The 11,841-nt window shown below is 45.5% G+C and carries 10 protein-coding genes; 4 read left to right on the top strand and 6 right to left on the bottom strand.

Annotated elements, in window-relative coordinates; genetic code table 11:
- Positions 1 to 31: 31 nt before the first annotated feature.
- The 4 genes from NST47_RS17980 to NST47_RS17965 all read right to left on the bottom strand — a co-directional run bounded on the left by NST47_RS17980 (position 32) and on the right by NST47_RS17965 (position 4,728).
- Entirely contained in the window at positions 32 to 859 is an 828-nt protein-coding gene (locus NST47_RS17980; RefSeq protein ID WP_341156320.1) for a carbohydrate ABC transporter permease, read from the bottom strand.
- A 12-nt stretch (positions 860 to 871) separates the two neighbouring features.
- Positions 872 to 2,173 (bottom strand): carbohydrate ABC transporter permease, encoded by a 1,302-nt coding sequence (locus tag NST47_RS17975; RefSeq protein WP_341156319.1) that lies wholly within the window; start codon positions 2,171 to 2,173, stop codon positions 872 to 874.
- A gap of 98 nt (positions 2,174 to 2,271) precedes the next feature.
- On the bottom strand, positions 2,272 to 3,582 hold the full coding sequence (locus NST47_RS17970; RefSeq protein WP_341156318.1) for an ABC transporter substrate-binding protein: 1,311 nt from the start codon (positions 3,580 to 3,582) through the stop codon (positions 2,272 to 2,274).
- A 129-nt stretch (positions 3,583 to 3,711) separates the two neighbouring features.
- Positions 3,712 to 4,728 (bottom strand): LacI family DNA-binding transcriptional regulator, encoded by a 1,017-nt coding sequence (locus tag NST47_RS17965; protein ID WP_341156317.1) that lies wholly within the window; start codon positions 4,726 to 4,728, stop codon positions 3,712 to 3,714.
- A gap of 461 nt (positions 4,729 to 5,189) precedes the next feature.
- Between NST47_RS17965 and NST47_RS17960 the strand changes: the two genes are divergently transcribed.
- Positions 5,190 to 5,657, top strand: a complete 468-nt coding sequence (locus NST47_RS17960; protein ID WP_341156316.1) for an Lrp/AsnC family transcriptional regulator — start codon at positions 5,190 to 5,192, stop codon at positions 5,655 to 5,657.
- On the opposite strand, the gene NST47_RS17955 is transcribed toward NST47_RS17960, so the two are convergent.
- Entirely contained in the window at positions 5,635 to 6,849 is a 1,215-nt protein-coding gene (locus NST47_RS17955) for an MFS transporter (RefSeq protein WP_445667386.1), read from the bottom strand. The genes NST47_RS17960 and NST47_RS17955 overlap by 23 nt on opposite strands.
- Positions 6,850 to 7,128: 279 nt before the next feature.
- Complete coding sequence (uvrA, locus tag NST47_RS17950; protein WP_341156315.1) at positions 7,129 to 9,633, bottom strand: excinuclease ABC subunit UvrA; 2,505 nt, start codon at positions 9,631 to 9,633, stop codon at positions 7,129 to 7,131.
- A 210-nt stretch (positions 9,634 to 9,843) separates the two neighbouring features.
- Here uvrA and NST47_RS17945 point away from each other — a divergent pair, with 210 nt between their 5' ends.
- The 3 genes from NST47_RS17945 to thpR all read left to right on the top strand — a co-directional run bounded on the left by NST47_RS17945 (position 9,844) and on the right by thpR (position 11,791).
- Entirely contained in the window at positions 9,844 to 10,281 is a 438-nt protein-coding gene (locus tag NST47_RS17945) for a MarR family transcriptional regulator (protein ID WP_341159693.1), read from the top strand.
- Between the two features lie 341 nt (positions 10,282 to 10,622).
- The gene (locus NST47_RS17940) at positions 10,623 to 11,027 is read left to right on the top strand and encodes a CBS domain-containing protein (protein ID WP_341156314.1); all 405 of its coding nucleotides are present in this window, start codon (positions 10,623 to 10,625) and stop codon (positions 11,025 to 11,027) included.
- Positions 11,028 to 11,152: 125 nt separating this feature from the next.
- Positions 11,153 to 11,791 (top strand): RNA 2',3'-cyclic phosphodiesterase, encoded by a 639-nt coding sequence (gene thpR / locus NST47_RS17935; RefSeq protein WP_341156313.1) that lies wholly within the window; start codon positions 11,153 to 11,155, stop codon positions 11,789 to 11,791.
- Positions 11,792 to 11,841: the final 50 nt, after the last annotated feature.

Below are 11,841 nucleotides of genomic sequence, written 5' to 3'. Positions count from 1 at the left end.
TGTTTTGTCTCCTCTTGGCTGCTGCGGCGCTTTATTCTTTCACTGCACCGGAGGTTAAGCCTGAAATAATATGTCTTTGGAATATAAGCACCAGGATGACGATCGGTATCGTTACCGTGATGGCCGCTGCCGAAATCTCGCCCCATGGAAAAGTGAATTCTCCCTGGAACATCGCAATGCCTACAGGTACTGTCATCATGTCTTGTTTGGAATTGATTGTTAAAGCGAAGAGAAATTCATGCCAGGCGTCAACAAACACAATAATCGCGGTTGTAAATAGTCCAGGTGCTGCGAGAGGAAGCAGGATTTTCCAAAAGGTTTGCATAATCGATGCTCCATCGACCTTGGCCGCTTCCTCAAGCTCGAACGGTATTTTTTGAAAAAAAGTTGTCATATACCAAATGGATAACGGCAGCGCAAACGTCGTATAAGGGATTATAAGTCCCAAATAAGTATTCCGCAGACCTGTAGCCTGCATAAACAAAAAAATCGGAGAAATCGTGGCAATTTGCGGAAACATCGAAACAGCAAGCAGTACGCCCAAAAAGACAGATTTCCCCCAAAAGTGAAGCCGGGCAATCGCATATGCCGCAAAGGACGCGACGATCAGACTGTAAATCATGGTCAGACCTGCTATCGAAAAGCTGTTGAGCAAATAACGGCCAAACGGATGATTAACAAAAACGCGAACATAGTTATCCCATGTATAACCAGGGACGAATATATCAAAAGCATACGTTCCATACAGATACGCAGTTTGCTTAATGGAAGCCAGGAAAATCCACATGAAAGGAAACATGGCCGCCCCCACAAAAACCGTGACACCTAAATAGAAAAGAAAGCCTGCTTTTTTAACCATTGCGCCTACCTCCTAACTCCCGCGTTTGCTGACTGCATCGGCGCCTAATATTTTTATATAGATCATACATATGATGGCGATACATAGAAACACGATAACAGACAATGCAGAGCCTGCGCCAAAGTTAAGCTCGGAAAACATCGTTTTGTAAGCATAGATGGATATCGATTCTGTTGAATTGGCCGGTCCGCCACCTGTAAGCACATAAATCAGGTCAAATACACGGAAGGCATCCAGTGTACGGAACATGACCGCAACGAGGATCGTGGTTTTTAAAGAGGGCAGCGTAATATGAATGAACTGTTTCCACCGATTCGCTCCATCAACTTGGGCCGCCTCATACAAGGAGCCAGATATCGTTTGAAGTCCTGCCAGCAGCAGTAGAGCGACAAAGGGTGACGTCTTCCACGTATCCGCCAGAACAATAGAGAACATCGCTCCAGACTTGGTAGACAGCAATGTACTCATTTGCGGTATAAAGCCCGCTTCAGCAAACAGCTTGGCCACAATACCGTTCTGACCATCGTAGAGAAAGTGCCAGATCATAGCCGAAATGGCAGTTGGCGTAGCCCAAGGGATCAGAACCGCCGCTCGCACAAGACCACGTCCCCGGAAAGAACGATTGATCAGCAGTGCTATCAGCAGGCCAAACAGCATTTCCATCGAAACGGCATAAACCGTGAACAAGGATGTATTACCGATAGATTGCCACAGACGACTATCCGTCAGAAATTTTTTATAATGACCCAAGCCAACAAAGTTCGGTTCGATAAAGGTTCCTTGGAGTGCGTTCGTTAATCCAATCGCATCGTCAGGCCGTTTCATCATTCCCTTTTCTTTCAACTGCACCAAGCTGCTGTGAATGACGCTAAGCTCAGATTTCACGCTTGCTGCCTTGTCATTATCGAGTTTCATGTATTTCAGCTGAGCAGGTACAGGTTCAAAATCATATAACAGCCGATCAATCTGCTCATACCTGTCTTTTATCGCCGCGTCTGTCTCCAACTCCTTGCGGATTTGTTCCATTTTCAATCTTAACGGCTCTAATTCGGTCCCCGCTGGGCCACCTGCACCCGCCTCGGTCTCCAGTGTTTTTAATAATATCGGTAACGTTTCTGCGTATTTCTCCATATCCAACGCGTACATGGTATGAATCTCGCTTTTAGTCGGATCGTTTAACCGAATATCATATAAACTGATCCAGAAGGAACGCATAACCGGCCAAATCGCAATCGCACAAATTAATAGCACTGCAGGCAAAATCAATATATAGGCCGTCCTGCTTTCTTTCGTTAAACCGATTCGTTTGAACATTTCGGGGTCACCTGCCTTTAGCCGTATCGTAACAGGAAAAAATGAAGAGTCATCCTGCTGTATGACCCTCCATTCTATTGTTATTTTGCCTCTTTATCTTACTTCGCAGCAACTGCCTGCTTGATTTGTGTTTCCAGGTTAGTTAAAGTCTGTTCCGGTGTTTGCTCGCCTGCAATCGCTTTAGACACTTCCACTTGGATAATGCCGGAGATTTTCGCATATTGCGGTGTAATTGTCCTTGGAATCGCGCTGCTCAGACCGTTAACAAAATCACGATTCGCAAACAATGGGCTTGCTTTCTGCACATCAGCATCGTCAAACAGTGGAAGATAGGTAGGCGTTTGCGTGCTGTCGATAGCGATTATCTTCTCCCCCTCAGCGCTGACCATGAATTTGAGGAACTCCCATGACTCCTTCGGATGCTTGGAGTATTTGTTAATTGCTGCAAGCCAACCTCCGAGTGCAGCGGCTGAACGCGCATCTCCTGAAGGAAGTGGAGCGATGCCAACATTGCCAGCTACCTTGGATACTTTCGGATCATTTGCTTGTGCGTATAAAGCCGGCCAATGGCGGGCGAACACAGCACTTCCTTCCATGAATGCGGTCAAGGTCTCTTTTTCCGTAAAGGTGTTGAGATTCGACGGTACTGCAGGAGATTTAGCGATTTTTACCAGCTGCTTTAATCCCTTAAGTGATTCTGGGCTGTTCACGGTTACATTGCCTTTATCATCGATAATTTTACCGCCGTAAGCACTAATCAGTTCTGTAAAACTGACCGATAAACCCTCATACTGCTTCGCTTGCGTAACAAAACCGTACTGAGTACCACCTTGGCCCTTCAACTGCTCTGCCTGCTTGATCAGATCATCCCAGGTTTTGGGTACGTCTTTTACCAAATCTTTCCGGTAGTACAACAGTCCTGAGTTATTATAGCGTGGAAGCGCCCATTGCTGGCCGTTGAAATATCCGGATTCGACTCCTGCTTTGAGATATTTGCTCAGGTCCACATTATCGTCTTTAATCAACCGGTCAAGCGGAAGGATAAATCCGGCTTGTGCGAACTCCGCTGGCCAGACCACGTCCAGATTGATAACGTCCACCTCCGCCGATTTGCCACCCAAAATCGTTACGAGCTGATCATGTGTTTGCGAAGAGTCATTCGGAAAGTCGCGTAATTCCACTTCAATATTAGGATACTTTGCCTGGAATGCCGCAATTAGCTTTTTCGTTCCCTCGGTTTGATCTGCGCCTTGTCCGAATACAATTTTCACCTTTTCAGCCGATGGTTTGGTTTCTTTGGTTGGGCTGTCTTGAGGAGCAGCTTGTTTGGAAGGAGCTTCTCCGCCGCAGGCAGCAAGCCCTGCAGACATCGATAAAATTAATGCTGTGTTCAATAATTTGTGCTTCATTTGTTTTCAGACCTCCAAATTAGTTTTGTTTTCATTTTTTATAAAAAAGAATGAAAGCTTCTCTGAAAAGCTTTTCAGAAAATGCAAGGCTCTTCATCAGAACCCCTTTCCAGCCTCCATCCTCAATTGCTACACATGATTTAATTGTTTAACCGAATCCCGTTCCACGATCCAATGGTTCATGTAGAACCTCATTTCATCTAACGCAACGCCATTTATTAAACTGTCCAACATTTTAATTGCCTGTGAACCCATCTCATACAGAGGCTGGGCAACTGTAGTCAGCTTCGGGAAACACATTCCCGCCATCCGCGTGTTGTCAAAGCCGATTACTGAAACTTCATCCGGTATTTTCACCTTGTGTTCATGCAGATAGGAAATCGCCGCAAGTGCTCTTTCGTCACTAGTTGCAAATACGGCCGTCATCTCTGGGAACTTCGCATGTAATGCTTGCATCGCCTTGTAGCTGTCTTCAAAAAGGTATTTGCCATATTCAATGCGATTCTCCGGAACAAGTTCGATGTTATGTGCTCTATGAGCACGCAGAAAACCTTGAATTCTCGGCAAACCGGATATCGGATCAAGCATTGAACCACTGATCATTCCAATCTTCTTATGACCCTTCTTGATCAAATAATCAGTCGCATCATAGGCTGCTTGCTCGTCATCGACCTTGACCGATGGAATATCATACTCCAGACTGTGGGTAGCAGCAAGAACGATAGGGATATTTAAGCGTTTGAATACTTCATAGCTATCCGGAAATATAGGTTCACTGGTGAACACGATGCCGTCGATCTGCTTTTCACTTAACACCTTCAGACTTGACAGCCTTCGCTCTTCATTATTATCCGTATTGCATATGATCAGGTTATTGCCGCTTTCATGAGCTGCATCTTCCATACCCTTGATCACTTCCGCATAAAACAAGTTGGATATATCTGGAATGAGGACACCTAAAGTCTTCGTTCGTTTGTGAATCAGGCCTATAGCCAAAGCATTAGGTGAATAATTCAGCTCCTGGACCGCCTGTAATACCTTATCGCGCTTGTCTTTGACAACAATATCCGGATTATTCAACACTCTTGAAACGGTACTGATTGATACATTGGCCATTCGGGCTACATCTTTAATGGTTGATTTCATATTATTTCACCTTATATTTGTAATGAAAAGCTTTTCATATCCATTATAACAAAGGTTTTTTAATTCAACCACTACAAAGTTTAAATAAAATTGATCGATCACCGGAGTAATCTTTTTTTCTTATACCAAGTATTATACTCGGTATTGTAAGTTTTTCAATAGGTAATGAAAAATTATTTTCAACTTATCCAAATTACATTGTTATCGAATAGGATGTTACAAAAAAAACGGCAGTTCTTCCGTTACGATTTGAATAGGAAAAGCATTTTCGCAACATCAAGCAGCACAACTGCCTCCAGGCATAAGCATCACAAAGTATTGATTTATTTACTGATTTTAGATTATGATATATAAATTAATCCTTACATTTTACACCCTGTAATTAATCATCTATATCAATGATACAAATAAATACCAATCGTTTTATTGAAATAACCTTAAAATTAAAGGAGATCATTCAAATGGATCAAGTTGATAAACAAATCCTTTTTCATCTTCAAAATCAGGCAAGGATTTCGATGACAGAGCTGGGCAAATGTGTGAATCTGTCTCAACCTGCGGTAACAGAAAGAGTACGGCGCATGGAGGAAAAAGGAATTATCGAGGAATACCGCACTATCATTTCTCCCGAGAAAACGGGGAAACAAGCAGCTGCTTATTTCCTGTTTCAGACTAGAGAGTGTGATGCATTTCTCGATTTCGTCCGTAAGTCTCCCCATGTCGCAGAATGTCATCGTATAAGCGGGGAACACAATTATTTAATGAAAGTGATGACCGACTCCATTCGTTCTCTTGAACAGTTTGGCAATGACTGCAATAAATATGGCACGTACACGATTCTGATTGTCATGTCTTCACCTGTCGACCATAAACCTTTCATTCCAGCTGTTGAAGATTCAAATGAGCTCAACCATGCTTCCTCGAAGTAAACCCATATTCTCTGGCCCTCCACACAATGAACAGAGCAAAGAGTAGCAGAATCAACAAGACCCAAGGAAAGGAACGGACATCTATAGCTTCAAGTAAAATAGCGCCGATTAAGCCACCCCCGCCGATGGCCAGATTCCATGCCGTTACCAGCATCGATTGGGCTACGTCCACACTATCGCCAGCGGCTTCGGCCACTGCCGTCTGCAGCAGGGTACCCGCTCCGCCAAACGTCAGGCCCCATATGGCAACTGCTGCATAGATCACAACGGGCTGACTGCTGCCAAGGCCAAGCAGCATAGCGGCCAAAGCGAAAGCAGCAAGGCTGATCAATACCAACGGACGCTGCATACGATCAATCCACACACCGATAATCCAGAGTCCAACAACTGAGGTAATACCGAAAATAAACAGTATCAAGTCAACGCGACGGGCAAGCCCGACCTGAGCAAGGTAAGGCGCAATATAGGTGTAAAGAATATTATGAGCCAGCACCCAGACCAGAACAACAGCCAATACTGGGCGAACCCCTTGCATGACGAAAACTTTGTGAAGCGGTAATTTCTGTTCAGTTGACTGCCCTTCGAAGTCCGGCATCTTCCAGGAAATCCAGGCAACCAGCAGTACAGTTAGCAGCGACATGATGCCGAAAACCGTGCGCCAGCCCACAAGAGTGCCCAAAAAAGTTCCAGCAGGGACTCCAAGTGCCATAGCGAGAGGTGCGCCGACCATAGCCACCGCCAGGGCTCTCCCCTTGAGCGCATCCGGCACCATCCTGCGGGCATAACCTGCTGCCATTCCCCATAAGATACCGCCGGATACGCCTGCCAGGAAACGGGCAGCCAGCGTTAGGGTATAATTGGAAGACATGGCAGTGGCGGTGTTGAACACAAGAAAACCAATCATGGACAGCAGCAGCAGGGGGCGCCTCCGCCAACCGCGTGTCGCGGTGGTCAAAGGAATCGCAGCCAAGAGGGAGCCAAGCGCATACAATGTGACGAGTTGGCCAGCGAGGGCCTCCGAGATTCCGAGCCCTTCACTGATCTGGGGCAGCAAGCCAGCAGGAATGGTCTCGGTGAAGAGACAAATAAATGCAGCCATCGCCAGGGCAAGTAATCCAGCCCATGGGAGACGATCAGAAGACGTAATGGTGGCGGTGGCACTTCGCGCGGCAGAAATATGGTGCTTTTTCAATTTGAAAACATCTCCTATTTATAATTTGTGGATTTGTGAATCCAAATCCATCTCCCCGCGAGCATTCGCCGAGTACGTATAAGTTTACAAAATAAAACCGCCATTTTACATACAGATATAAAGGTAAATTAATCTTATCGCCTATATATTAAATTTAATTTTAAATATTTTCCTTTAATTTATATTTCAAGCAATTAAGTGACTTCACATAAAAAGCTCAAGCGTCGTCTCCGCTTGAGCCTAGATATGTGTTACCATTTCTCATATGAGCTTTTGTGATCAAAGTCCTTGGACCAAAACCCGTTTCAAGAACATACCTGTGTAAGAAGCTGACACCTCGGCAACCTGCTCCGGTGTACCTTCAGCTACAAGCCGACCACCTGCTGCGCCTCCTTCCGGGCCGATATCAATCACCCAGTCAGATTCTCGGATTAGTTCCATACTGTGCTCGACAACGACAACGGTGTTTCCCGTATCGACCAGCTTATTTAGCAGCACTTGCAGCTGTTTGATGTCAGACGGGTGGAGTCCAGTTGTAGGCTCGTCCAACAAATAGAGTGTATGACTTTTGGACGGCTTACTCAGCTCTTTCGCCAGCCTGATCCGCTGTCCTTCCCCGCCCGACAGCGTTTTGACCGATTGACCCCATTTCAGATAGCCCAGCCCGACTTCACACAGCATCCCAATGATACCTGCAATTTTCGTCTCCGAATTGAGGATTGCCAGGCTTTCCTGCACCGACATATTCAGCAGATCCGAGATGGAGAACCCCTCATACTGGACGCTCAGCACCTCATCCGTAAACCTTTTCCCTTTGCAGTCGTGGCACTTCACTTCCAGATCAGGCAGGAAATTCATATCTACGGACAGCACACCCAAGCCTTGGCAAGTCTCGCAGCGACCTCCCGGTGTGTTAAATGAAAAGTGCTTCGAGGTCAGCTTTCGTTCCTTAGCTTCAGGTAATCCAGCAAATAACTGGCGCAGGTGTGTAAACACATCTGTATAGGTGGCGACATTCGAGCGTTGAATTCTCCCCATTGGCGTTTGATCAAAGATAACGATATGACCAACCTGCTCCAAACCCGTCATTTCCTTGCATCCCGTCTGCTCATTTCCTTTCGGATTTCCTTGTGCAAGGATATCGAATACAAGCGTCGACTTGCCCGATCCTGAGACCCCTGTCACGGAAACTAATCTGCCAAGTGGAAAGGAAACAAGCGGAATATGAACATTGCGGACCTGTGCCTCCTTGATCGTGATATATTGCCCACTCCCCTTCCTACGGACACGTGCAGAAGTCGGGAGACTTTCTTCTCTTAAATAAGCCCCCGTAACCGAAAGCTCGCTTGCTATTAAATCCTCTAGACTACCTTGCCCTACTACGGTTCCGCCGTATATCCCTGCACCCGGACCGATATCGATAATGTGATCGGCAGCACGCATCATCTCGATATCATGCTCGATAACAAGCACGGTATTGCCTAAATCTCGCAGCTCCTGCAGCACCCGAATAAGGCCAACCGTATCCCGGGGATGAAGCCCCGTTGTTGGTTCATCCAGAATATACAGCACACCTGTCAAACCTGAACCAAGCAGCGATGCAAGCCGCAGCCGTTGTGCTTCTCCTCCGGATAGTGTTACGGTCTGCCGATTCATAGAAAGATAGCTCAGTCCGACATCCATGATCCGTTTTAGCCTTGTAGGCATATCGTGGAGAATAGGCTCAAGCAGATGAAGCCCTTCAGGTGGAAGCTCCGCCTGCAATCCTTGGGTCCACTCGTATACATCTCCGAGCGACCAGTCCGAAACATCGGAGATAGAGGCGTCAGCTACCCGAACATGACGAATTTCTTTTTTCAGGCGAGCGCCAGAGCATTCTGGACATAGCTGTTCATGAAAAAAACCTCCGTCTTTTTCCTGGCCGCCAGACTCACCCTCCTTTTCCTTGTAACGCCGCCACAAACCAGGAATGACTCCTTCAAATTTAGTACCTTGGGCTGGCTTCACATTCGGATAATGGCGCTTGAATGCCTCACTCTCCACTCCGTAGTACAGCAAATCATGTTGAATATCACCGTATTCCTTCAAGGGCTGATCAGGGTCAAGGTCAAATCCATAGTGCTTCGCGGCAGCCATTAATATGCGGATCTGTATATCCCGATGAACCCCATTCAGAGAAGCGACTCCCCCGTCGCGCAAACTGAGCTCCGGATTAAAAACCGCAGCTTCATTAATACTTGCCACTTGACCAAGTCCACTGCACGCTTCACAAGCGCCCTCAGGCTTGTTGAACGAAAAGTGGGACATTCCCAGCTTCTCAAGCTCCATATGGCAATGCGGACACCGCATCATTCGACGTTCCATATCCTCATCTTCGTCCGCCAGCAGTCCAGCAGGTTCAAAAGAAGGCGGGATGCTGCCGCTGCAGGAGGGACATATCCGCTCCCCCAGTCTGGAAAAAATAAACCGGACATACGTGTATATGTCAGTCACCGTTCCGACCGTCGAGCGCGGGTTGCGATTAGTAACATGCTGTCCAACACTGATGGAAGCGGATAAGCCTTCAATAGATTCAACCTTCGGCTTGCTGATCGAATCCGACGTCAAGCCCATCGATTCCATATACTGTCTTTGACATTCCCGCTGAAGCGTATCCATAGCCAATGTCGATTTGCCGGAGCCCGATGGCCCTGTCAGCACAACCAGCTTGTACTTAGGAATCGAAAGCGAGACATTTTTCAGGTTATTCTCCCGTGCACCCTTGATAACAATGGATTCTTTCACAAAAAGTCCTCCTCATTTTATGCCTAGCCCCTTTGCAAATTAACAAGAAGTTCGATAAAATAAACTCAATCAAATATACGTTCATCTAGTATCTTTGTAATCTAGTATCTCGATAATCAAGATATATATATATCTTAAAAGGAGGGTTGTCCTTTGTCAAGCGATGGCCAAGATCAACCAACAGAGCTGCAGGAAAATTTCACCTTGCGCATGCGAGGCTTGGGAACCCGAACCGTTCTATATCAGCAGCATATAGCTGCCTCTCTAGGGTTATACAATAACGATTTTTTATCCGTAGATATCCTGCACGAAAAAGGTCCCATCACCGCAGGTGAACTCTCCAAACTAACCGGGCTTGCTACTGGCAGCGTCACTGCGTTAATCGACCGGCTTGAAAAAAATGGTTTTGTTCGTAGGGAAAATGACCCCAATGACCGTCGCAAAGTGATTATTGTGCCTTTATATGAAAATAAGGAAGAGGTTAGCAATACCTACCTCCCCCTTCACACCGCGATGGTTAAACTGGCTTCGTCCTATACCGATGATGAGCTTGAGTTCATCACACAGTTTCTAGGTAAAGCAAGTACGGTCCTTGAAGAGCAGATTCATCATCTCAGCTCCACGACACATAGCAAATCTTCTACCTGAACCTTAAAAACCAAAACGAACAATATCCCGGATAGTCTCAATAACTTTGGTACATCAAAAGCCCTCATCCTTCTGGAATGAGGGTCAACATCTGTCCAGCTACATAAACATGTAGTTCCTCGTCATGATCGATCTTGTACTCAAGAGGAATTGCACTTCACCCTGCATTCGTATTACAGTAGTATCAAGCAATTGTTGTCATTTCAACTGCCTACTTGGTTATATGTTCCCTGAATCCCTCTATATTGCTCACGCTGCTACCATTTAACATTACATTCCACCTGAGGTTATGTAATAATTAAGGTAGCCTATATAAATCCAGAGTAAAGGAGTCCTGACCTATGCAAATATCTTCTTTTTTGTTTCCTAAAGATCAAGTTGCTTATATTACCACCTCCATGTCCATGAAAGAAGCTATGGAACATTTGGAGCATCACCAATACTCGGCAATCCCGATCATTGACAGCGAAGGGAAATATATAGGCACTTTATCGGAAGGCGATCTGCTATGGAAGCTGAAAAATACCGCTGGCTTGAATTTTGATAATATGAATAGTGTCTCCGTAATTGACATCAAAAAGCGCCTCAAGATCGAATGTGTTTCCATCAATGCACAAATGGAGGACATGCTGGCACTTGCGGCTGATCAAAACTTTGTACCTGTCGTAAACGATGATCGTCTGTTTATCGGTATTATTCGCCGTAAAGATATTATCGAATACTACACCAAAAATATAACCGATTAATGTGACTTCTTTGAATACATTCCGCTCTTATTCATTAATACGGTCACTGCAACGAGGCTGCTGATTCATGTTGGCAGCCTCTTACATACATAAGATTGGTGAAATCAAGCATAATAAGTGAATCAATGAATAGTGACGGGATTGTAGTCTTGACCACATTAAGTAACAAACCTTTAGGAGCTATGCAGCCTATGCGTATCGAATCATCGCGTTTATTCATCGCCATTCCAATAGACGAACAATGGAGACAACAATTGACTCAACAAATGACAGTCCTCCAATCCAAGCTTCCTTTTCAAAAATGGACGCACCCCGAGGATTACCATATTACGCTGAAATTTTTAGGGGATACACCTCTTGAACAATACGAACAGCTGTCTAAGCTGCTAACTCACGTTGCAGAAACGACCCGGCCATTTCAATTAACGCTGACACAATGGGGAACCTTTGGCCTTCACGCTTCACCCAGTATTTTATGGGCAGGTGTGGGAGGCGATCTGTTACCATTAATGAACTTACAGCAAGATATAGATAATCGTATGAGTGAATTAGGATTCCCCAAGGAAAATCGTGAATTTCACCCTCATTTAACCATGGCTCGACGCTATCAAGGTAACTCTACCCCATTCTCTATTGCAAATTTGGTCCCACACGTATCGGAGTCTGCAATGTACGGGTCGGTCAATGAATTTAAGCTTTACGAAAGCCATCTTAAAAAAACACCGATGTACGAGCCCATTGCTTCCTTTACATTCAGCAAATAAAAGAGATCGTGTAGCACTTATTACATAACACTTCAGCACACCATCTATTA

This window comes from Paenibacillus sp. FSL H8-0034 (assembly GCF_038000305.1).
Taxonomy (GTDB): domain Bacteria; phylum Bacillota; class Bacilli; order Paenibacillales; family NBRC-103111; genus Paenibacillus_S.
This window is presented reverse-complemented; position numbering and strand designations above follow the sequence as displayed.

Excerpts from the sequence above, each read along its gene's own strand:
- NST47_RS17980 (WP_341156320.1), bottom strand. The coding sequence starts at position 859 with ATGGTTAAAAAAGCAGGCTTTCTTTTCTATTTAGGTGTCACGGTTTTT.
- NST47_RS17975 (WP_341156319.1), bottom strand. The coding sequence starts at position 2,173 with ATGTTCAAACGAATCGGTTTAACGAAAGAAAGCAGGACGGCCTATATA.
- NST47_RS17970 (WP_341156318.1), bottom strand. The coding sequence starts at position 3,582 with ATGAAGCACAAATTATTGAACACAGCATTAATTTTATCGATGTCTGCA.
- NST47_RS17965 (WP_341156317.1), bottom strand. The coding sequence starts at position 4,728 with ATGAAATCAACCATTAAAGATGTAGCCCGAATGGCCAATGTATCAATC.
- NST47_RS17960 (WP_341156316.1), top strand. The coding sequence starts at position 5,190 with ATGGATCAAGTTGATAAACAAATCCTTTTTCATCTTCAAAATCAGGCA.
- NST47_RS17945 (WP_341159693.1), top strand. The coding sequence starts at position 9,844 with ATGCGAGGCTTGGGAACCCGAACCGTTCTATATCAGCAGCATATAGCT.
- NST47_RS17940 (WP_341156314.1), top strand. The coding sequence starts at position 10,623 with ATGCAAATATCTTCTTTTTTGTTTCCTAAAGATCAAGTTGCTTATATT.
- thpR (WP_341156313.1), top strand. The coding sequence starts at position 11,153 with ATGAATAGTGACGGGATTGTAGTCTTGACCACATTAAGTAACAAACCT.